Below are 23,069 nucleotides of genomic sequence, written 5' to 3'. Positions count from 1 at the left end.
AACTATCCCTTTTTAACCCACGTATAAATTTGGCTTACTTAGCGTATGCGAAAATCAAATTCTCTTTTGCGTTGGTGGCAAACCGACTGCGTTAAGTGTAAACGCATGAGACTTTATATCGTTTGGGCCGTAATCATGTTGGTGGTGTATTTTTATGTCTGGTACTAGTGTCGAACCAATCTATATCCGAGCTGCCTCGAAAAGTAACGGTATTACTAGCCTGGTGCTGGGCTGTATCGGTTTGTGTGTTGCGGCACTGTGGTTAGCCTTTCTTCCCGATTGGCTGTTCTTAGCGGGGATTTTCATCACCAGTGCCGCGTTAGTGTGCTTGCTCGTAGGGTACTTCAAAATTCGTGAGCCCGACTATAGTTTGGAAATAGCCAAAGACTATATTACTTATCGCCACCGTCTGGGCAGTTGGCGTATTCACTGGGACAACCTGCTGCGCGCAGATTGCCCCCGTGTTCGCCATGGGCTGGAGCATATTCCCCTTGAAACCATCGGTTTCAAAATCAAAAGTTACACGGATTTCCTCAATACGATTTCACCACGGCTTGCAACGCACTTGTTAATGGAGCAGCGGCCATTGCTAATGCAGAACACAGATGAGAATTGCGCCTCTGGAAGCTGTTATGAGCAATCTATGTTTGACGATAAGCAGTACGTTATGGAAGACGGGACCATCATTAAAGGCATTAAAGCTATGCTGGCACATCGTATGGTAGAGCTAAGAAAGCGCCTTGGGTATGATATTTTTATCGCGAGTTCAGAGCTAGATAGGGATGCCAGCGAGTTTGCAGGACTTATTGCTCAGTGCCAGAAAGCTAGGCAGTCTTCTGAAGCCAGCTAAGCTCATCGTAGCAATTAGACTTTATTCGCCTAGCTGCGGCTGTCCTTCAATTTACTCTCGTTAAGCACTTTCTTGGCTTCGGCAATAAGGGCTGGTAAGTTTTCCTCGACTAGCTTGTGCTGACCAAGTTTAAGTGAGCTCTCTGTTTCGTTGGCTAAATGCTGCATGCGCGGCAGACCTGTATAGCAACACGCACCGTGTAGTTTGTGAACTTCGGTCTTAAGCCCGTTGTAATCTTGATCGTCCCAAAGCGCCGAAAGTGTCTCGATAGTTTCGGGCAGTAACGCAATAAAACTGTCTAACATTTCTTTTGCTGTATCTTGATTTTGATTCGCTCGTTTAAGTGCTAGCTGCCAGTCGATAGAGGGAAAGACGATTTCACCGGGCTCAACATTGTGGCACCACGAATTGATAAGCGTAATAAGTAGCTCAACCTCAATAGGCTTAGGTAAGTAATCGTCCATGCCAGAGGCAAGCAGTCTTTCTTGCTCTTCTTTAAACGCGTGGGCTGTCACTGCCACTATTGGGGTACCCATATTCAGCGGTGATTTACGAATTTCTCGGGTGGCCTGCAGTCCGTCCATGCCTGGCATCTGCACGTCCATGAGAATTAAGTCAAACTCTTGAGTCTGGCATTGATTGACGGCGTCTTGTCCACTGATCGTTGTGGTTAGCTCGACAGGAGAATGATCGAGCCACGTATGCAGCAGTTTAAGATTCATTTCCATGTCATCAACGGCAAGAATTTTAGCTTTTGGTAGCGTGCCTATTTTCTCTTGCATCGCATTTTTAGCTGGCGTTGTATGGTGGTGCACCAGGCTATCTAACTTGGTAAGCGTCATCGGCATACGCGCTTGTGAATGGAAATGTTGCGACAGGCTTGGGTATTGCGCAAAAGGTTCAGGGCCGGAATACCAAAGTATGCGCTTTTGCGCAGGGAATTGTACAAAACGACTTAAATAGGTATCCCGCAATCCCATCTTACTTACCGGCACAGTTGCCATGAAAAAGTCGTACTGGCCTTTAAGTGACATCAAATAATCTAGTGATTCAACAGAGGTAACCTGCGCACCCAAAATCGATAACATGCTTGCACTTGAGCGACGTGTTGCAGGTACCGGGTCGAAAATAACCACGTTCTTACCTTTCCAGTCTTCACTACTAGTTAACGCATATTTCTGGCTTAACTGGTTCATACGTAGTGATACGTTAAACGTAGAGCCTTGGCCTAATACACTTTTTAGCGTTAGATCACCGTTCATTAAGCGAACCAGCTCTCGACTGATCACGAGACCTAATCCAGTGCCTTGGTAATTACGGTTAAGGGCGTCGTCTACTTGCGAGAAGGCGTTAAATAGCTTTTTTCTGTCCTGTCGGCTTATTCCGATACCTGTGTCTTCAACGGTAATATTTACTTCGTGAATACCATGAGGAAGCGAGCGTCCGCCCACCGAAAACGTAATGGTACCGCTGGACGTGAATTTGAGTGCATTACTTAACAAGTTATTGAGCACTTGCTTAATACGAAACACATCGCCAATGAGTTTTTCAGGGAGCGGGTGCAAATCAAATACAAATTCGATGCGCTTGCTGTGGGAAGATTTAGCCATGATAGTGACCATTTCTTCGAGCAGCTTATTAGGCGAGAAAGGCTGATTATTAATTTGCAGTTTACCGGCCTCAATCTTAGAAAAATCGAGGATATCGTTAACGATTGTTAGCAGGTTATCCGCGGCCGTATTTACAATTCTGACTTGCTCTTGCTGGTCAGTGGGCAGCGACGCATTGTTCAACTCTTTGCTGAACCCCAAGATGGCATTAAGAGGTGTGCGAATTTCATGGCTCATGTTGGCCAGAAATTGAGATTTAACGTTACTGGCTTTTATCGCATCTTTGCGCGCGATATCTAAACGGGCATTCTGCTCTTCAATGAGCTCCATATTGTTGCGCAAATCATTTGTTGCTTGCTCAACTTCGCTTTCCAGCTGGCCTCTGCTTTTCTCCATTAATGCAAAGGAAAAGAGCCCTGCTTCTAAGAAAACACCCACCTGAAAACAATAGGTGGTGAAGTCGTTGGAAGGTAAAATTCCGATAAGGCTTAACATACCTATAATTGCGCCGGTGGCGAGCATACTCCATGCAAATATGAAGTAACGCGCGGGCTTAAACTTATTGAAAAATGCTTCGAACCCGGCGTAGATATAACTCAATATCGCCACAAGACCCACGCCGTATACTAGGTTGTTCTTCCAAATAGAAGGAAGCAGATCGACGAAGCACACCAGCCCTGTTAACGCTTGGCAAACCAACAATAAGTTAATGACAGGATGTGCCGTGGGAGAGTGCTTTTCCGTTTCCAAAAACGTCTTGGTAAAAAAGCCTGAGCTTATACCAATAATTACGAATATCAGCTCGGAATGCCCAACCAGCCAAGAGGGGATCCCCTGACTAAACAGCAAGTGCGTATGGCCGCCCCACACAAACTGCCACAAAATAACCGCAGCGATATAGCCAACATAGGCAATCAGACTTTTTTCCCGCACGCCAAAAAATAGAGCAAGGTTATAAATAGCGAGAATAAGCAATCCGCCGTAGAAAAAGCCCCAGAGCAAGCTGTCCATTTGGAAGTAGCTGCTATGTAGCGGTTCGGCTTGAATTCGAAGTGGTGCAATTAGGCTAGATGAGCGACTTTCAATGCGTATGTAAAGGTCGACAGGATCGCTATCAGGCAGCTCAACACGAAAGGTTGGAACACGAAAACGCTGTTCTTTTTGAGCTTTCCCCTGATGGCTTTGCTTTATTACCTTGCCGTTTTGCACCAAATAAAAATCAACACTGTCGAGTTGGCTGAAATTTATTGAGAACACCCAGTGTTTATCGTTTGAAACATTGGCAACAGAAGTGAGTAGCCACATGCCATTATTACGAAACCCAAAGTTAGGGTTGTCATGGGGATGCATAAGGAAGTCATTGCGCCTTCGTGATACATCGCTGATAGTAAGCTGATAATCGGTTTCAAATAAAAAATACAGAGAGTCTGATAAATCTAGCGTACTTTCTTCATCGAAGAGCTGCTCGATATGCTGCGCGCTGGCATTCGAAGGCAGGTAACTGCCTACAACAAGAAATAAAAAAAAGAATACGCGAAAGATAGCCATGATTATCTGTACTTACGTTACCGTTTGATTAGGGGCTTTATTATTTTTTAGTTTTACTCGTAAGAGTGAAAATTGAACGGCAAATTTCACCCAATGCTATTTAACCACTCTCTTTGAAGAATAACAAAACAAACCCTCACCCCATACAATGAGTAAGACCCAAAAGTCGCGACAATTGGTTTCAAGGATTGCACACAAATGCGGTTTACCCCACAATAGCCTTTAACGCTCGCGAGCTTTCACTAAGTGGTGCGCTAAATTGACCACAATAGACAGCCTAACTAGCACGAGCGCATTGGTATTAATAACAAAACGAAAAAACTATCATGAGTGACGAGATCATCATTAATCGCGATGGGGTAGAGCAACTTCCTCTTCGACGTTTCACCGAAGACGCTTATCTAAACTATTCCATGTACGTCATCATGGACCGTGCACTTCCACATATTTCGGATGGCTTAAAGCCTGTTCAGCGACGCATCATTTATGCGATGTCAGACCTAGGGTTAAATGCAAACGCCAAATATAAAAAATCGGCGAGAACCGTAGGTGATGTGCTGGGTAAGTTTCACCCTCACGGCGATTCTGCCTGTTATGAGGCGATGGTGCTCATGGCTCAGCCTTTCTCTTATCGCTACCCTTTAGTAGATGGTCAAGGTAACTGGGGTGCGCCGGATGATCCGAAATCGTTTGCTGCCATGCGTTATACGGAAGCTAAGCTCTCGCGCTTCTCTGAGGTGCTGCTGAATGAACTTGGACAAGGTACGGTAGATTGGGTACCTAATTTTGACGGTACGCTAAACGAGCCTAGCGTGCTTCCAGCTCGCTTGCCACATATCCTATTAAATGGCGTGACAGGGATTGCCGTTGGCATGGCGACGGATATTCCTCCTCACAACGTGAGAGAGTTGGCCAACGCGTGTGCCATGTTGTTAGACAACAGCAAAGCCGAGCTTAGCGATGTGCTAGAACACGTTAATGGACCTGACTATCCTACCGAAGCTGAAATTATTACGCCAAAGTCTGATATTCAAAAACTGTACGAGACTGGGCGTGGTTCTATAAAAATGCGCGCGGTGTATATGGAAGAAAACGGTGATGTTGTCATTACCGCTCTACCTCACCAAGCGTCTGGTGCCAAGATACTAGAGCAAATTGCCGCGCAAATGCAGGCGAAAAAGTTACCGATGGTAAGCGATATGCGAGACGAATCGGATCATGAAAATCCAACTCGTTTGGTGATTACGCCTCGCTCAAATCGCATTGATGTAACTCAGCTGATGCAGCATTTATTTGCAACTACCGACCTAGAGAAAAACTACCGGGTCAACTTGAACATGATTGGCCTAGACGGTCGCCCTCAGGTGAAAGATTTACGTACGATTTTGTCTGAATGGTTGCAGTACCGAAAAGATACCGTGACGCGCCGCTTGCAATACCGTTTAGATAAAGTGTTAGCGCGTTTGCATATTTTAGAAGGTTTATTAATTGCGTTTTTGAATATCGATGAAGTTATCGAAATTATTCGCACGTACGACAAACCAAAACCAGAATTAATGGCGCGATTCGGTTTAAGTGACACACAAGCGGAAGCTATTCTGGAATTGAAGCTTCGTCACTTAGCCAAGTTAGAAGAAATGAAGATTAAAGGCGAGCAAGATGAACTTGCAGAAGAGCGCGACAAGCTTCAGCAGCTTCTAGGCTCAGATCGCCGCCTTAAAACCCTCATTAAGAAAGAAATCCTTGCAGACGCTGAAAAGTACGGTGACGACAGACGCTCACCTATTGTTGAGCGTGGTGAAGCTAAAGCGCTGTCTGAAAAAGAGCTGGTACCTGCTGAGTCTGTAACTGTTGTGCTGTCAGAAAAAGGCTGGGCACGCTGTGCAAAAGGTCATGATATCGATGCGGAAGGTTTAAGCTACAAAGCTGGTGATGCCTATTTATCCAGCGCCGAAGGCAAGAGTAATCAGCCTGCCGTGTTTATGGACAGTTCAGGTCGTACTTTCTCTTGTGACGCTCACGGGTTGCCGTCTGCACGAAGTCAAGGGGAGCCGCTAACCGGGCGCTTCAGCATAGTGGGTGGCGAGTCATTCCAACACGTCATTATGGCGCAAGACGAAAGCAAATTCTTAGTAGGTTCTGATGCAGGTTACGGCTTCGTCGGCACATTTAAAGATATGGTGAGTAAGAACAAGGCGGGTAAAGCCTACTTATCATTGCCTACTGCGGCGAAAGTCATGAAACCAACACCGGTTACAAATCCAGACTCCGACTGGTGCCTAAGTATTTCTAATGAAGGTCGCATGCTCATGTTCCCACTACGCGACTTACCAAGTTTAGGTAAAGGGAAGGGGAACAAGCTTATCAATATTCCTTCTGCAAAATCGCAATCTCGAGAAGAGTACGTGAAGGTGCTTGCTGTTGTACCTGATGGTGCCGCAATTAAAGTGGGAGCCGGTAAGCGCAACATGACACTGACGGCTGACGACCTTACCCACTATCAGGGAGAAAGAGGTCGAAGAGGGAATAAATTACCGCGAGGACTACAGCGGGTTGATACGGTTGAAGTTGTCTTACCCAGCAAGGACGAAACATCTGAAGACTTGTCATAAAGTTTAAGTTGTTCTTATGCTTAGGTGAACTACACTCAAAAAGGGATTAGATGAGGAATTTACATGCTAGGCATAGTTTTTACATCGTTAATCGATATGCTCGAGGAGAAAGTTTCTCCTGAGTTTGCTGACGATGTCATCATGGAAGCTGGGTTAGAAAACGACGGCGCTTATACCGCAGTGGGCTATTACCCGTTTGAACAAATGCAACGCCTGTTAGGTGTGCTGGTGGAAAAAACGGGTAAGTCAGCTAACGAGCTACTCTACGATTTTGGCTATTACTTATTTGGTAAGTTAGGTGCAGTACATGGCGACGTGCTAGCCAATACAGAAGGCATGTTGGATATGCTGGAGCACTTGGACGGCGACATTCATGTTCAGGTTAAGAAGCTCTACCCAGACGCCGACCTACCCCGATTTACGGTGATATCCAGAACCGATAACACCATGCGCTTACAGTATTATTCTGAAAGAGAATTATATCCTTTAGCAGAAGGCTTGATGGACGCAGCCGCAGCTCATTACAACTGCACCCTGGAAAGGGAAACCCATCAACTAGATACGCCTCATACCTACGAATTTAGTATATCTCTCGTTTAACGGAGGCATGTTATGTCAGATGGAACAACGCATAGCACGCCTTCTGGTAGCGACCGTGCTACGTTACTTGAAAGGCGTTTAAAGCGAGAGCGAAATGCGAGAGAGCAAGCCGAAGCTTTGCTGAGAGAAAAGACGCAAAGTTTGTATGCTACGCTTCAAAAAAGCCAAAGTGCACAGAAAGATTTGGAACTTGCACTATGGGCGTCGCAGGAGTCTTTTTGGAATTGGGAGGCAGAGAATGACATTATGGAATTTCGCTCATTCTCACTACATTCTGAAAGTGTATCTACCTGGTCAGGCACCTTAATTGAGCTTCTAGAGCGGGTACATGAGGACGATTTAGACGGCCTGCAGTTTCACTGGAGCATGGCGCTACACGGCAATCGTGACCGTATAGAGTTTTCCTTTCGCTTAAAGCTCGACAGCGATTTTCAGTGGGTAAGGCTGCGCGGGCGCGTGCTAAAGCGTGGAAAAGCGGGTGAAGCGCTTCAAATTGTTGGTACCACAAAAGACATTACTCAACAGCGAAAAGCTGAACAATCGTTTCACTTAATGGCCTCTGCTTTTGCGAGCTCACGTGAGCCCATGTTAGTACTCTCACCTGATCTTGTTATCACAGAATGTAACGATGCATATATTCAGCTGATTGCTGCGCCTTTCAAAGAGCAATGCATTGGTTTGGATTTCAACCAAATATTCATTGCTGAGAAAGTCGATAAAGTGCAGTTGGCGCTTGATAAACAAATTCGCTTCGAGTCGAAAGTGAAGACGCAAAACGGTGAAATTAAGGTTGTCGATATCTCGGTGGCTTTGTTTGAGACCTACCAGCAAACGTCATCTTATTTGATTGCCACAATGCGCGACATCAGCGATAGAAAACGCAACGAAGCCAAACTACGTCAACTGGCATTGCACGATGAGTTAACCGGCCTTTCCAATCGCAATTCGCTGCGTGAGTCCATCTCCGGGTTAGTACAAAAAGAACAGCACTTTATTTTGGTCTTTATTGATCTGGACGGGTTCAAAGCAATTAACGATAACGCAGGGCATGAAAGAGGGGATATTGAGCTTCAGCGCGTAGGAGCGCTCCTTACTGCCATATTCGGCCCGATAGGGGAAGTCGGCAGGTGGGGTGGTGATGAGTTTATTGCCGTATTGCCTAATCAGAATGTTGAGGAAATTGCTGAACGCTCTGAGCGGCTTATCAGCCAGATAGAAGAAGACGCCATAACCGTAAAAACGTCGGAGCTTAGGCTGTCTGCCAGTATTGGCATTGCTGAATTTCCAGAACATAGTGATAACCTAGAAAGCTTGGTGCAGTGTGCCGACGCCGCAATGTACCGTGCGAAAGAGCTGGGTAAAGGGCAGGCGTTTATTTACGAGTCAGGTCTCTATGAGAGCATGACCCAGCAGGTCAGTATGGTGAATGACTTGCGCAGAACAGTAGAGAACCACCTTCTCGATTTCTATATTCAGGGTAAATATGATCTAAACGGCGAGTTAAAGGGCGGTGAAGTACTGTGTCGCTGGATTTCAGGCTTGCACGGTGTTGTATCGCCAGCAGTGTTTATTCCCATAGCAGAAGAGCACAAGCTGGACAGCGCCATTGGTCTTCAAGCGCTGGAAGCGGCATGTGATTACATTTCAATAATGGAATCGCAGCAGGGTGACGCCATTCCTTTGTCTGTGAATATCAGCGCTAATCAGATGCTTGACCCAGAATTTCCAAATCAGGCAATGTCTATCTGTATGGATAATGATGTGTCTCCCGAATTTATTGAGCTAGAGCTCACTGAGTCGGTCTTTATTCGCGATGAAAAATCAGCACTTAGAGCATTAAACACGTTGAGAGATCATGGGTTTAGACTGTCTCTGGATGATTTTGGCAGTGGTTTTTCATCTCTTAGCTACTTGCGAAGTTTCCAGTTTGAAGTGGTTAAGGTGGATAAAAGCTTAATTCAGGGTATTCACCAAGATAGCAAAGCCAATGCGCTATTTAATGGTCTGATAGCCATGTTAAAGAGTTTGCAGATAGATGTGGTGGCTGAAGGCGTAGAGTTGGAGTCTTATTTGCCTTTCATGGAGCAGGCCGACATTCAGCTAATGCAGGGGTTTTACTTTGATAAACCAATGCCTTACGATCAGTTCTTGGCAAGGCATACTACTGAGCCTAATCGGTAATGTCTTCAGCTAAGCATAAACAAAAAAAGCCCTATCGGGCTTTTTTAATGACTAAGCAAGCTCGTTACTTAGCATTGGTGCTTTCAAAGATTTTATCTGCCGATGCGGCAACAAAGCCTTTGTAAAGCTTACCATCAGGCATTTCATAGCGTTGTGCAAACTCGTAGAAGCAGCTTGGAATTGCCACAGTTTCGTCGCTAAACGCTACGTCAGCACGGTCAGCCATCGTTGAAGATTGCGCTAAAAATACGTCTGGACCACCTTTAATTTCGCCGCCAGAGGTGTTTAGCACAAAGCCTGCTTCTTTAAGCAATGTGTTTACGTCGGTAAGCTCGTCAGTACGGGTTAAGTGATTAACACTTACTGTAAAGTGGTTAGCACGGAAGCCCCATGCCGCCATCCACGCCGCGTATTCTGATTCGTTAAGCAGAGTGTCGTATTCTGCTTTAGTAACGTCCCAATGCTTACCCGAGTACAAGAAGTTATCTGCATCCACTACAGACTCAGGCATTTGATCAACCATCTTCTTGATAATTGCTTGAGCAGTTTCAGAAAGCTCATTTACACGAAGCTCACTAATAAATACTTTTGGTTTAGTATCGTCAGGGTGCTCGAAATGCTTTGCAGTAAGCTTTTTCGCTTCAAAGTCATAGTCGCCTTTAGCTTCATAACCCAATGCTAAGAAGTGCGCAGCAAGCTTGTCTAAGCGGGTTTTATCAAGAGCAAAAGTTCGAAAAGCTACATGGTCGTTAACGATGTCGTTCGTGTTTTCTTCACCCGCCAAAAGTGCATGAATTTTATGCGCTGAGGGAGTGATGGTAACGTAATCGTCCCACATGTTGCTAAACAACGTATCGATGTTGCTATGCATGGTGGTAGGGTCCTTTCTGTCGTTGACTATTTTTAAACGAATAGTTCGTATAGGGTTGGTACTAAACTGGCCGACACAAAAATCGTGTCGGCCTTTTTGTAACGTGAAAAGCTTGGGTTACATCGACAAGCCTGGGCTTAATTTGCCCGGCATAGTAACTTTATCAAGCTCAACTGAAGCAACTGGGTACGCACAGTAGTCGGCTGCATAAAACGCACTTGCTCTGTGGTTACCGCTGTCGCCCACGCCACCAAATGGCGCTGCGCTGCTTGCACCTGTAATAGGTCTATTCCAGTTTACGATGCCCGCGCGAATGCGTGCGAAGAAGTAGCGATAATCTTCTTCGTTGTCGCCTAGAAGACCTGCTGATAAGCCAAAGCTGGTGTTATTCGCTTCTGCGATAGCTGCGTCAAAATCGCTGTAACGAATCACTTTAAGTAGTGGACCAAAGTGTTCTTCGTCAGGCAGTGAAGCAAGCATGTCAGTCACATCAATGATGCCAGGAGTAGCAAAACCTTTGTTCTCGTCTTTTTGTTCAAGGCGAACCAGTACTTTACCACCAAGGTTTTCAAGCTCTTGCTGTGCTTTTACCATCAGTGCAGCGGCATTACTTGAGATCATTGCGCCCATAAATGGTTGATCTTCAGCGTCATAATCACCCACCTTAATATTCTTGGTCACTTCGATTAAGCGAGCAAGGATTGCATCACCCTGTGCATCGGCTGGTAAGAATAGGCGACGTGCACACGTACAGCGCTGACCGGACGTAATGAAAGCAGATTGAACGATGTCATGTACGGCAGCATCAACATCAGCCACATCTTTGACAATGAGTGGGTTGTTACCACCCATTTCAAGAGCCAAAATTTTACCTGGGTGACCTGCGAACTGCTCGTGCAAGATTTTTCCTGTGCGTGAGCTACCCGTAAAGAAAAGACCATCGATATCGTTATGCGACGCCAAAGCCTTACCTGTTTCAACTTCACCTTGTACTAGGTTGAGTACACCCGCTGGCAGGCCAGCAGCATCCCATAGTTTCACCATTTCTTGTGCAACCATAGGCGTCAAATCGCTTGGTTTAAACACAACTGTGTTACCTGCAATAAGGGCTGGAACAATGTGTCCGTTTGGCAGGTGGCCAGGGAAGTTGTATGGGCCAAATACAGCAACAACGCCGTGAGGCTTGTGTCGAATGAAGGCTTTACCTACAGGCATTGGGTTTTCAACGTTACCCGTGCGTTCAAAATAGGCTTTTTCAGAAATACCAATTTTGCCCATCATGGCGCCAACTTCAGTGGCAGTTTCCCATTCTGGCTTACCCGTTTCTTTAGCCATAACTTTGGCAAGGTGCGCTTTAGCTTCTTCTAGTTTAGTGCCATAAACCTTAATAATCTCAAGACGCTCTTCAACGGTTTTCATGCTCCATGCTGGAAGTGCAGCACGAGCAGCGTTAATTGCGTCATCAATTTGAGAGGCTGTCGCAGACTTACCTTCCCAAATCACTTCGTTTTTTGCAGGGTCAATTGACACTAAGTCATGACCTTGTCCGGCAACCCATTCACCGTTGATAAAATGTGTATGTAGCATAGTGGGTGTCCTTTTAATCTCTGAATGTAACGGGGGCGAAGCGTACGTGCTCTCCCTCTTTGACATTCAATGCAGCAGCGGCTTGGCGAGATAGCACGGCAACTTGCTTTTCTTCGCTTACCGTCATCTCGGTGGCAACTGCACGAAAATCAGATACTGATGTATTAATGATGTAGTGCGTTTGCCCTTGGGCAGCAGCGCTATCGTCAATCACTACAGGCAGTTTTAAACTCGACTGAGCCGTGCGGATGTGGCTTAAGTTTGCTTCTACCGTCGGGCCTGCGTCGAAAATGTCTACGTAGCCGCGGCAAGAAAAGCCTTCTTCTTCAAGAAGCTGAAGAGCAGGGCGTGTTTTGTCATGGACTTCGCCAATGACTTCTTGCGCTTCTTTGCTAAGCAGATTTACGTATATCGGGTACTTCGGCATAAGTTCAGCAATAAACACTTTATTACCAATGCCTGTTAAGTAGTCGGCAGTAGGAAAATCCATAGAGAAGAAATGGGTTTCCAACCACTCCCAAAACGGTGAGCGTCCTTCTTCGTCACTCACACCGCGCATTTCAGCAATAACTGTCTCTGAGAAGCGTTCACGGTGCTCCATCATGAACAAGAATCGAACCTTTGAAAGGAAGCGGCCGTTTATGCCGCCGCGGGCTTGTTCGCGAAGAAACAGCGTACATATTTCAGTAACACCGGTGTAGTCATTACAAAACGTTAGAATGTCTACCGTGTTGTGAATGTTAAGCTCGCGCGAGGCGTGCACTACTTTGCTTAGGTGGTAATGATAGAACGCATCGTCTATACCAACAGCCGCTTCAATACCTGTTGTTCCCACTACCTGTCCGGTAGTGGTATCTTCCATTACAAACAAGTATGACTCATCGCCAGGTTCGGTTACGTTTGGTTTGTTAAACGCAGTTTCTGCACGATCAATTTTACGCTGCAGCAACTCGTCGTTGACAGGTAAAGACGTAAAGCCAATACCTGATTCAACGGCGATTTCTTTAAGCGCGTTATAGTCGGCCTTCGTGATAGGGCGAATGATATTCATGTTCGCTACTCGTGTTGTAATTATTCGGCGTTTACAACGGCAGCAACGGCGCGTTCAAAACGTGCAAGACCTTCTTTGATGTCTTCATCAGGAATAACCAGTGAAGGTGCAAAACGAATAACGTTCATGCCAGCAACAAGACACATAAGGTTCTCTTTCGTTGCAGCCATCATGAAGTCACGTGCACGGCCTTGGTATTTCTCATTTAACGCACAACCTAACAGCATGCCTTGACCACGTACTTCTTCAAATACGTTGTACTTTTCATTGATAGCACCTAGTAGTTCACGGAATAGGGCTTCTTTCTTAAGTACACCTTCAAGCACTTCTGGCTGGTTCACGATATCTAACGCTTTTTCCGCAACAGCACAGGCTAGTGGGTTACCACCGTAAGTACTACCGTGGGTACCTGGCTTAAGGTGTGCAGCGATGTCTGCTGTGGTAAGCATGGCACCAATTGGAAAGCCGCCACCAAGAGATTTTGCGGTTGTTAGGATATCAGGTGTTACGCCAAGACCCATATAGGCATAAAGGTGACCAGTACGACCAACACCCGACTGAACTTCGTCAAAAATAAGTAATGCGTTGTGCTTGTCACAAAGCTCGCGAACACCTTTTACGAAATCTACATCAGGTGGAATAATACCGCCTTCACCCTGAAGCGGTTCCATCATTACCGCGCAGGTTTTGTCAGAAATTAGCGCTTCAAAGGCAGCTAAATCGTTGTAGTCACAGTGGTCAACAGCGCCTGGCTTAGGACCAAAACCGTCAGAGTAAGCAGCTTGACCACCTACTGTTACGGTAAAGAAGGTACGGCCGTGGAAACCTTTGTTGAAAGCGATGATTTGGTTTTTGTCTTCACCGTGCTTGTCCAGCGCCCAGCGACGAGCTAGCTTCAATGCTGCTTCGTTCGCTTCTGCGCCTGAGTTTGCGAAGTAAACTCTATCTGAAAACGTTGCGTCATTTAGCTTTTTAGCTAAACGAAGGGCTGGCTCGTTAGTGAAAACGTTGCTTAAGTGCCAAAGCTTGCTGCCTTGTTCATTAAGAGCTTTCACAAGCTCTGGGTGACAGTGACCTAAAACGTTAACTGCAATACCGCCTGCAAAGTCGATGTACTCAGCTCCATCTTGATCCCATACGCGTGAACCTTCACCTCGAACAGGTACCATACCTGCTGGGTTATAGTTAGGAACCATTACATCATCAAATGTAGCGCGAGTTACGTTCATCTTTGTTACCTCTGCGTTGGGCGCCAATCACACTGTGTGATTTGGCCTATCGAATCTATGAGCACATTTTAGTACTACTTTGGTCGATAAGCGTTAATTGGGCGCGTAAAAACTAATCGGATTTGTTCAACAGTATGCCATTTTTTTTAACATTTGTCTTCTATGCAAAAGGCTGCAGCCCTTTATTTATAAGGACTGTGGCTTAATTTGCAGGAAAAGTGAATAACTATTAACTACTGGGCTATATCAATAAGTAATAATCAATTTTTGCGCTGAGAAAAGGGCTACATACGGGTTTTAATGCACTGTGAGGCAATAAGAAAGGGGGGATAGGGCTGGAAGCCTTACCTGTTTAATGTAGCTAAAAACGGGCAAGGCATTGAGCAATCGTCAATAATTTGGGGCATCATGCACATTAAATGAAAAATGTGCATAACGAGTGCATGAATATCCACTAAAAAATTAATGATTTTCTTCGTTTTTCACCAAAGGAAGGGTGAAAATATCAATGGTTTTGAGTTTTTCGAGTGCACCTGCAGGGTAGCGTTGCTCCATGAAAAGCGGCTTTACTTCTTTCATTTCAACAAGCTTTAACTGATGTAACATCCGAATTTGTGTGTAGGTTCGGGCTTGATGAAGTACCTTACTGAGTGTTTTAGGCTGTGCGGGTACTTTATCGGCACACGCTCGCATAGGTTCTGCAATAGGCAAGCGCATTAAATGCATCCACTCCAGAATATCCGCGCTGATTGCATCTGCGAATTCTTGCTGTAGTGCAATAAGGTGGTTGGCTGAAGGAGCCACTTTGAGTAGCGCTTCATGTCGCTTTTGCTCTTTGTCTTTCTGGCATTCTTGCAACAGATGTAGCTGAATTTTATCGAACAGTTTGAAGTAAAGTCTTGTTACGACACAACGCCCCAAATTACTAAGCATCGCAAGGGTATAAGCCTGGTTTTTGTTTAGATCCGTAAGCGCTGCAAGGCGTTTCGCCGTTATGGCAACGCCAGTCGTATAAGGCGTAAGCTTTTGTTTAATTAGCGGGTAAGGGTCGGTAATCTGAGGCATAGCACGCTTTAAGATGAGCGACGGTATCAATGTGCGTAGGTTTTCAATACCCAAAAAGCTCAATGCTGTGCGCAGTGTCTCTACAACAATGATACGCCCACGGGAGTCTTTGCGTCTAAATTGTGGAGTATTCACCACAACGATCAGTTCATCATAAAGCCATGGCATGGTTGCGGCAATTGGCTCTAGTTTCGAAACCGAGCATGCTTTCACGGAAAGTGCATCAAGAAGCTCGCCGATATTTTCGGGCAAGTTAAGTACGTTTTGAACGAGCTCGTCGGTATAGCTTAGCTGCTCTGTTAATTCACCTAGAAGGATCTCGTGAAGATGGTGACTCACTGATTCAAGGTATGACGCTTCGGTTTTCTCTTGAAGGCGCTTGTTTTCAATCGCCACTTTTTCTACGTGCAATAGCAGCCTGCGCGCATCACCTTGCTCCGATTGCTCGAAGCTTACTTCTCCCACCTTGCGCCTTCCTAGCATTTCCAGCACTCGCTCTGGCGATATGATCATATTTTCAAAACGATCGTCTATCGTGGGCGGTGTGGTTGCCCCCATTGTCATATTAAAAGCACTCCTGCTCATAACTTTTTGGTGAACGGCAATATTATCGTACATCAGGGGCCTTTATTACTTTCGCTACGGTAATGATGAAAATGGTAGCTACTGCTTGAAAGCAAGCCTTATTTACCCTGCAACTGTTGATATTGCGTGTGCGATGCTTCGTATAATCTTTATTCAGCGCATTGGCTAAAACGAATTATGAAAAGTTAAACGAAAAATCAGTGAATTGCGAGTAATTCTGGCCTTCAAGCGTAACCTTTTACGCTATAAAAGCGTATCGGCATCAAACTCGTATACTTAAATTGATTTAAACTGAAGAAATGCATCCAGTACGCTATGACCGTGTTCGGTAAGCAGTGACTCGGGGTGGTACTGCACGCCCCAAATAGGATGATGGTTATGGGAAATTGCCATGATTTCCTTTGTGCCCTTTGCGGTTTCACACCATGCATCAACACTCAGTGAGGCAGGTAGCGATGCGGGATCTAAAACCAATGAGTGGTAGCGCGTCACGTTAAACGGGTTAGGTAAGCCTTTGAACAGGCCACTGTTGCGGTGTGTTAGGGGGGAAACTTTTCCATGCTTAATCTCTTGTGCACCTACTACCTTGGCACCAAACACTTGACCTATAGCTTGATGACCCAGGCATACACCTAAAATAGGAATCTTGCCTGCAAAATGTTCAATCGCAGATAAGCTGATGCCTGCTTCGTTTGGCGTGCATGGTCCCGGTGAAATAACTAACTGTGAAGGCGCTAAGCGAGATATGTCGTCTAAGGTCAGTGCGTTATTTCGCACCACTTCAACGTCGACGCTGAGCTCAGTGAAATACCGAGCGAGGTTATGAGTGAACGAATCGAAGTTATCAATTAACAGCAACACAGCAGTGCTAATCCTTGGAATTTCTAGGGTGCGAAGGTTTTAGCCATGAAGGATAAAATGAACCCTTCATGGCTTGTAGCAAGATGTTGGAATCCGGCTGTTATGGCTTTGGAATAAAGCCGACTGCTTTGTATACTTTAGCCAAAGTTTCAGCCGCTCGCGCTGACGCTTTCTCAGCACCCTGACGCATTACGTCGTCAAGATATGCTCTGTCTGCGCGAATTTCAGCATAGCGGGCCTGAATTGGTTCAAGTAGAGCAACCACAGCGTCTGCAACATCACCTTTAAGGTGGCCATACATTTTGTCAGTATATTCAGGCTCAAGCTCTTTAATTGATTTACCCGTCGCAAGTGAAAGTAGGGTCAGTAAGTTAGACACGCCTGGTTTTTCAGTTGGGTTAAAGTAGATATTAGCTTGCTCGTCAGAGTCGGTCACGGCACGTTTGATTTTCTTGGCTAACTTCTTAGGATCTTCTAATAAGCCGATGAAGTTATTCGGGTTGTTGTCAGACTTAGACATCTTCTTTTCAGGCTCTTGAAGGCTCATGATGCGCGCGCCAAAGTCTGGGATATACGGGTCAGGTAGACGAAATACATCGCCGTATAGATTGTTAACACGTGTAGCAATGTCACGAGTCAATTCAAGGTGCTGCTTCTGATCTTCACCTACCGGTACTTTATCTGCTTGGTATAGCAAAATATCTGCTGCTTGGAGTACAGGGTAGCTGTATAAGCCCACATTAATGTTATTTTCGTTCTTCGCAGACTTATCTTTGAATTGAGTCATGCGATTAAGCTCACCCATTTGGGCGTAACAATTTAGTACCCAAGATAACTGCGCATGTTCTGGTACGTGGGATTGCAAAAACAGGGTGCTCTTCTGCGGATCAATACCACAAGCAAGGTATAGAGAAAGGCCGTCTAGACACGCTTCAGCAAGCTGCTTAGGGTCTTGTCTAACAGTAATAGCGTGCAAATCGACTATCATATATAGGCAGTCGTGATCATCTTGCATGGAAACCCACTGCTTAAGTGCACCCATATAATTGCCAAGGGTAAGTTGTCCTGAAGGCTGACAGCCACTTAATACAACGGGTTTGTTACTCATTTCTTTTTACCTGTAATACGTTAAATACTGTGAAATTAAAGCTTGTGAAAGTTAAGCTTCAAAAATTATGCTTTAGACAGTGACGCTAGTTCATTGCGCATTTGCTTAATGACATCGCTGTAATCGGGTTGAGAAAAAATAGCCGAACCGGCTACAAACATATCCGCGCCAGCTTCCGCTATTTCGCGAATGTTATCGACTTTTACGCCACCGTCAATTTCAATTCGAATATCATAGCCGCTTTCTACTACACGCTGCTTCACTGCACGCACTTTGTCTAAGGTGCTAGGAATAAACTTTTGGCCACCAAAACCAGGGTTTACCGACATAATAAGAATGTGGTGCAGCTTGTCCAAAACATGATCAAGGTAATGCAGCGGTGTTGCCGGATTAAATACCAGCCCAGGCTTGCAACCTGCATCGATGATAAGCTGTAGAGACCGGTCTATGTGTTCAGACGCTTCTGGGTGAAAGCTAATATAGCTGGCTCCTGCATTCGCGAATTTTTCAATTAAGTCATCAACAGGCTTAACCATGAGGTGCACATCGATAGGTGCGGTAATTCCGTAGTTTCTCAATGCTTCGCAAATCATAGGTCCAAACGTAAGGTTCGGAACATAATGGTTATCCATTACATCAAAATGCACCACATCGGCGCCTGCCTTTAGTACTTTCTCAACGTCTTCCCCTAATCGAGCGAAGTCTGCAGAAAGTATAGATGGGGCAATTAGGAATGGTTTCATTGCATGTCCTTTTTCTAAAAACAACAGGGTGCGTTGCCACTTACGTTTCACTGGTTGCGAAAGTTTACCCAAAACCGCGCTTGTTTACTATGCAAAGGGCTACTCAGCGTTAATTTCACGGATATTTACGATAAATAGACTTCTTTCATATGTTGCCCAATTTTGGTGAGCGCGCGTTATGTTGGTGCATTTTTATGCAGGTGTTTTTTCATCTCATGGGTATGGTGTAATTTTTTAAACTTAAAAAGTCATTAAAATTCATTAGTTTAATTAAACTTGCCTGAAGTTTTTTGATGAACCATAAATGGGCATCAACTTTGCGTTATCCAGTCCAAAAAAGAAAACACAGACAGAAAAAACGAATTACAACAAGTTTGAATTTGACTGGAGAACACACATGAAAACATCTACAAAAAGAACAATACTTGCCGCTGCTATTTCTTCAGCATGTCTGTTAACAGCCATGCCTAGCTATGCAGAAGGCTCATTTACGGCTAATGCGAGTGCAACAAGCAACTACATTTGGCGTGGTTTAACACAAACGACCAACGAAGCTGCTGTTCAGGGCGGTATCGACTACGCGCATGAAAGTGGTTTTTATGCGGGTACGTGGGCGTCTAACGTGAACTACGGTGCAGGCGACGTGTATTCATACGAGCACGACATGTACTTCGGTTTTTCAGGTGAAGCTGAAGGCATTGCGTACGACTTCGGTTATCTTTACTACAACTACGATGACGAAGCGAACTTTGACTTTGCAGAAGTTTATGGCTCTGTCGGTATGGGTGGGTTAAGCCTTACTGTATACCTTTTAGCGCATACTGAAGCTGACGAAGGCGAAGGGCAGGACTTTGGTTTTGCTCAAGCGTCTTATACGTCTCTTGGTTATACCACAGAAATCTTAAATGGCACTGAGCTTGGTTTCCATGTTGGTTATTACGAAGGTGACTTCGCTGAAGCGTTCAACGGCGTTGAAGGCTACATGGACTATGGTATTTCAATCGCAAAAGACGGCTTTAGCTTCGCAATCACGGGTACTGACCTTGATGACATGGGCGGTGACGACGAGTTTGATAACGATGCAGTTAAATTTACTGTAGCCTACTCAGTAGATTTCGAACTATAACGACCTTGTTGACGAGGCCATTGGATGGCCTTAAAAAAACGTTGAGTAGTAAAAGCCTAATGTGTTTTCGTTAGGCTTTTCATTTTTCAATAACAACGCATTTTTAACTTGTTCACAACGTGCTTTTGATTATAATGAGATTAATTTTTAAACGAGTGTAAGGAGTATTCAGGATGAAGGTTCTTCCATTTTTTGCGATCTGCGGAGCGGTAGCGCTAATTAGCGTTGCGGTTACAAGTACGCCAAATTCTCACTCGTCGGTATGTGAATTCCAACCTGTTACGGAATTCAACCCAAAACTCCCTGCAAGCCACATCCAAAACCAATGCGCCCGTCATCAAGAGGGGGTGGAAGAAGTTAGCTGGTTATCTTGGATTGCAGGAAAATCCCCATCTTTCCAATTTCACTTTTTAGATCTACTTGAGTTGCTACACAGCGACGAAGGTAATCGAGATTTCACATCACCTTCTAACGACGCCTAAGGAAAAGTTATGCAATCTGGCACTGGTTTTTGGTCAGTTCTAGGTAGTGTAATCGCAAGTCTGTTTGGTGTTCAAAGCCAAAAGAATTATCAACGAGACTTCACCAGAGGCAGCTTTATTAGCTTCGCACTTATTGGCATAGTTCTAGTGGTACTGTTTGTCGTTTCACTTTTTCTGTTCGTGAAGTGGTATACGGGCTACAACTTGTAGCGCTGCGCAAATACGCTTCAACGGCAATTAGTTCTCTCTAACGAACAGAGCGACGATTAACTAAACTTTTTACGTGATAGAAAAGGTTAAAGTGAAGGGCGTTGAAATGTTTTCTTTTTACGCGCTTTACGTTTTGGTGCCACTTTGGCGGGAGGAAAGTAGGCCAATATTTCATCCACGGGCTGTCGCTTCGCGCCATTCTGACTAATAGAGCGCTTCACCGAGAGCATGCTAAAATCGGCGCCCTGATAAAGCGAACGGGTTAACGGCAAATCGTGGTTAGAGATGAGCACTGGTATACCGCGTTTCTTAGATGCACGGGTAGCGAGCTCGGCCAGCTTTTCTTGTGACTCTTGACCGAAGCTTCGCGCGGCATAGCTGGTGAACGCTGCAGTTTTGCTGATAGGAGCATACGGTGGATCGCAGTAGATAACATTCCCACGCCGTGCCCGAGAGAATACTTTCTCAAAGGGAAGACAAGTAAACGTGGCTTTTTGCGACTTCTCAGAAAATACGAACATTTCGTCTTCGGGAAAGTAGGGCTTTTTATAGCGACCAAAAGGCACATTAAAACGGCCTTGAAGGCTGTAACGACATAACCCGTTGTAACCGTGACGATTCAAATACAGAAAGAGAATGGCGCGATAATACTCGTCCTGCGTAGCATTAAACTCTTCGCGTAACGCGTAATACATTTTTTCATCGTTGCGTTTTCCATCAAAGAATGAACGAGCATCGTTGATCAGTGCATCGGGCTGCGCTTTTAAGAAATTGTATAAGTTAATGAGGTCAGGATTGATGTCATTAAGCAGGTAGCGTTTGTATTGCGTATTCAGAAATACAGATCCGGCACCAACAAACGGTTCTATTAGTTTATTGGCTTGCGGTAATCTGGCCTGAATATGCTCAACCAAGCTGTATTTGCCACCGGCCCATTTTAAAAAAGCCCGGTTTTTTTTCTGCATCATGCTTAAACGTTACTACCTAGACGGAATGAAGACGGTGGTTTTTCCGTGCGCCGCCGTTCCAAGGGAAAGGGTCGTCTTTATACTTTTATGCTGATCAGTATCAGATATCACCACACTAAAGGTAGATTGTAACTTTCATCAGTAAAACGGACAACCAACAAGTTACGCAAGAATGGAATTTTGCTGATTAACTGAAAAGATTATGGTCTATCGGGGGGGAAACGGCTTAATTTTGCACTTTACTTATTTCCGAGAGAATTTGGTCTCCCCGTTTTATAAAAGCATTTTGTTTACCTGGATAATCAGGCAAATTGGTACGTGCTTGTTGCGCTTGCGACAGCGAAGTATAGGTTTGTTTACTCAATACCACGAACCACTCACCGCCATAACGCATAGTTTTATAAATCCGCGTTTGCTCGGTTAAATTGTTTTCTCGCAGAAACTCGCTAAGAACGCGTTCGTTCTTCATTGCTAGCATTTGTATGGCATAGTTATTTTCACCAATCCAGCTATCCTGACTCGGTAGAGTCGCTTCGTCGCTTTGAACTAGATTGTCATCACCATTTGTCGGATTTGCTTGTGTTTCCTGAGTTGTTTCTTTGCCTGCTGAAACAGCATTCTCGCCAATAGCCGTTTTGTTATCATCCTCGCCAGTGGCAAGTGCGGGCTCACTATCGCCTTTATTTTCCATAGACGAATTCACCTCAGGTAGTGATGAAACGGCATTTTCCCAGTTGGTTATTAGTGGGTCGCCATCTGACGCATCGCTCACTAACGTTTCACCTGCCGTTGTTTGACCAGCGTTACTGCGCATTTCACTGAGGTCAGCAACAAGTTCTACGTTACCTGTTTCGGCGTATTGTTGGCTTGGTGAGTCTTGCTCAGCAGTGGCATCGCTCTCTTCTGGTTCGCCATCGCCAATAAGTTTGTTATAAGCAGAGCCTGGTTCAACTTGCGTTTTCCCAGCTTCGGATGAAGATGGGTTTATAGGCGCAAAAATCGATGCTAATTTGTCGCCGTACTGCCAGTAAATAAGGCCAGAAAAGGTGATAAGGAATACGCAAATAACAGCAATATAAAACCACTTTGACTTTAAAGGATTAGTAAAAGTTTGAGTGTTTTCACGTTGCCTATTTTCTAGATGAGCCTGAAATGCTTCTCGACGTGACGCAATCATTTTGTCGAGTTCTGACTCAAAGCTCTGTTGTTCACTCATCACAGATTGGCTGCAAATAATGAGCGGAGTTTCTGTATTTTTCGCAGGAAGCCACTGTTTGGCGCGCTCAGCCCAATCATTGTTTGCAAACAAAAGAACATTTAAATGCTGTTTGTTGCCGGCGAATCGGCTTTGCAAAACTAAATCCCAAAGCTCTTGAAGCAATACATCGGGGAGATTATGTGCCTGAGTAATAGCAATAAGGATAGGACCTTCGTGGCTATTTAAGTCAGAGAGTAACTCGTTAAGAGGTCTAACAAAGCTGCCAACTACCTGACCAAGTAGCTGTCGACAAAGCTGACGACGATAGTCTGACGGCTCCATATTCTCTTGCGCGGTTAAATACGCAATTTCGGTGTCGTCGTGCTGCTGAAAGACGAAGGCTTCAAGGGTCTTTTGTTGTTGAGCAATAGACTCACCACTGACAAAAATCAGCTGAGAAGAGTAATTGACCAAATATTCCAAACGTTCATGCAGTTCACTTTGCATGGGAGTTTGCCCTTATTCACCGTTGCTTTAAAAACTGTCCTGCAACGCATTTCTTCATGATTCCAACTAACGTAGGG

General features: G+C 45.0%; 18 protein-coding genes. 7 read left to right on the top strand and 11 right to left on the bottom strand.

The genetic code is table 11. The features are described from left to right. The first annotated feature begins 154 nt into the window (after positions 1 to 154). Positions 155 to 850: a DUF2982 domain-containing protein gene (locus WA381_RS13115; RefSeq protein WP_014948013.1), complete on the top strand. Its 696-nt coding sequence runs from the start codon at positions 155 to 157 to the stop codon at positions 848 to 850. Positions 851 to 879: 29 nt separating this feature from the next. On the opposite strand, the gene WA381_RS13110 is transcribed toward WA381_RS13115, so the two are convergent. Then, positions 880 to 4,008 (bottom strand): hybrid sensor histidine kinase/response regulator, encoded by a 3,129-nt coding sequence (locus WA381_RS13110; RefSeq protein WP_075177773.1) that lies wholly within the window; start codon positions 4,006 to 4,008, stop codon positions 880 to 882. Between the two features lie 326 nt (positions 4,009 to 4,334). Between WA381_RS13110 and parC the strand changes: the two genes are divergently transcribed. From parC to WA381_RS13095, 3 genes are all read left to right on the top strand, one after another. Next, a complete protein-coding gene (parC, locus tag WA381_RS13105; RefSeq protein ID WP_156085829.1) occupies positions 4,335 to 6,620 on the top strand; it encodes a DNA topoisomerase IV subunit A in 2,286 nt (761 codons plus the stop codon). Positions 6,621 to 6,683: 63 nt separating this feature from the next. Further along, complete coding sequence (locus tag WA381_RS13100) at positions 6,684 to 7,220, top strand: heme NO-binding domain-containing protein (RefSeq protein ID WP_014948016.1); 537 nt, start codon at positions 6,684 to 6,686, stop codon at positions 7,218 to 7,220. Positions 7,221 to 7,232: 12 nt separating this feature from the next. Then, positions 7,233 to 9,401 carry a putative bifunctional diguanylate cyclase/phosphodiesterase gene (locus tag WA381_RS13095; protein WP_156085830.1) on the top strand — a complete coding sequence of 723 codons (2,169 nt, stop codon included), beginning with the start codon at positions 7,233 to 7,235 and terminating at the stop codon, positions 9,399 to 9,401. A 64-nt stretch (positions 9,402 to 9,465) separates the two neighbouring features. Here WA381_RS13095 and WA381_RS13090 read toward each other — a convergent pair whose 3' ends face one another. From WA381_RS13090 to rpe, 8 genes are all read right to left on the bottom strand, one after another. Continuing rightward, on the bottom strand, positions 9,466 to 10,272 hold the full coding sequence (locus WA381_RS13090; RefSeq protein ID WP_039217670.1) for a DUF1338 domain-containing protein: 807 nt from the start codon (positions 10,270 to 10,272) through the stop codon (positions 9,466 to 9,468). A gap of 117 nt (positions 10,273 to 10,389) precedes the next feature. Continuing rightward, positions 10,390 to 11,859, bottom strand: coding sequence for a succinylglutamate-semialdehyde dehydrogenase (astD, locus tag WA381_RS13085; RefSeq protein ID WP_156085831.1), 1,470 nt, complete (start codon positions 11,857 to 11,859; stop codon positions 10,390 to 10,392). Between the two features lie 13 nt (positions 11,860 to 11,872). Next, positions 11,873 to 12,910: an arginine N-succinyltransferase gene (gene astA, locus WA381_RS13080; protein ID WP_014948020.1), complete on the bottom strand. Its 1,038-nt coding sequence runs from the start codon at positions 12,908 to 12,910 to the stop codon at positions 11,873 to 11,875. A 20-nt stretch (positions 12,911 to 12,930) separates the two neighbouring features. Then, positions 12,931 to 14,139, bottom strand: coding sequence for an aspartate aminotransferase family protein (locus tag WA381_RS13075; RefSeq protein WP_014978113.1), 1,209 nt, complete (start codon positions 14,137 to 14,139; stop codon positions 12,931 to 12,933). 462 nt (positions 14,140 to 14,601) lie between these two features. Continuing rightward, a complete protein-coding gene (locus WA381_RS13070; protein WP_014975475.1) occupies positions 14,602 to 15,768 on the bottom strand; it encodes an HDOD domain-containing protein in 1,167 nt (388 codons plus the stop codon). 297 nt (positions 15,769 to 16,065) lie between these two features. Continuing rightward, positions 16,066 to 16,650, bottom strand: coding sequence for an anthranilate synthase component II (locus WA381_RS13065; RefSeq protein ID WP_014948023.1), 585 nt, complete (start codon positions 16,648 to 16,650; stop codon positions 16,066 to 16,068). Positions 16,651 to 16,750: 100 nt separating this feature from the next. Continuing rightward, entirely contained in the window at positions 16,751 to 17,758 is a 1,008-nt protein-coding gene (gene trpS / locus WA381_RS13060) for a tryptophan--tRNA ligase (RefSeq protein WP_039225099.1), read from the bottom strand. A gap of 65 nt (positions 17,759 to 17,823) precedes the next feature. Beyond that, positions 17,824 to 18,501 (bottom strand): ribulose-phosphate 3-epimerase, encoded by a 678-nt coding sequence (gene rpe / locus WA381_RS13055; protein ID WP_014997106.1) that lies wholly within the window; start codon positions 18,499 to 18,501, stop codon positions 17,824 to 17,826. 304 nt (positions 18,502 to 18,805) lie between these two features. Between rpe and WA381_RS13050 the strand changes: the two genes are divergently transcribed. From WA381_RS13050 to WA381_RS13040, 3 genes are all read left to right on the top strand, one after another. After that, positions 18,806 to 19,627 carry a TorF family putative porin gene (locus WA381_RS13050; RefSeq protein ID WP_156085832.1) on the top strand — a complete coding sequence of 274 codons (822 nt, stop codon included), beginning with the start codon at positions 18,806 to 18,808 and terminating at the stop codon, positions 19,625 to 19,627. A 173-nt stretch (positions 19,628 to 19,800) separates the two neighbouring features. Then, complete coding sequence (locus tag WA381_RS13045; RefSeq protein ID WP_014997108.1) at positions 19,801 to 20,109, top strand: hypothetical protein; 309 nt, start codon at positions 19,801 to 19,803, stop codon at positions 20,107 to 20,109. Positions 20,110 to 20,118: 9 nt separating this feature from the next. Then, on the top strand, positions 20,119 to 20,319 hold the full coding sequence (locus WA381_RS13040; protein WP_156085833.1) for a DUF2970 domain-containing protein: 201 nt from the start codon (positions 20,119 to 20,121) through the stop codon (positions 20,317 to 20,319). Between the two features lie 86 nt (positions 20,320 to 20,405). Here WA381_RS13040 and WA381_RS13035 read toward each other — a convergent pair whose 3' ends face one another. Both WA381_RS13035 and WA381_RS13030 read right to left on the bottom strand, forming a co-directional pair. After that, positions 20,406 to 21,287 carry a Dam family site-specific DNA-(adenine-N6)-methyltransferase gene (locus WA381_RS13035; protein WP_156085834.1) on the bottom strand — a complete coding sequence of 294 codons (882 nt, stop codon included), beginning with the start codon at positions 21,285 to 21,287 and terminating at the stop codon, positions 20,406 to 20,408. Between the two features lie 226 nt (positions 21,288 to 21,513). Continuing rightward, a complete protein-coding gene (locus tag WA381_RS13030) occupies positions 21,514 to 22,992 on the bottom strand; it encodes an SPOR domain-containing protein (protein WP_156085835.1) in 1,479 nt (492 codons plus the stop codon). Positions 22,993 to 23,069 lie beyond the last annotated feature (77 nt).

Source organism: Alteromonas sp. CH_MED4-4, assembly GCF_037029575.1.
GTDB classification, from domain to species: Bacteria; Pseudomonadota; Gammaproteobacteria; order Enterobacterales; family Alteromonadaceae; genus Alteromonas; species Alteromonas macleodii.
Note: the sequence above shows the minus strand (reverse complement) of the source record. Positions and strands in the feature narration are given on the sequence as shown.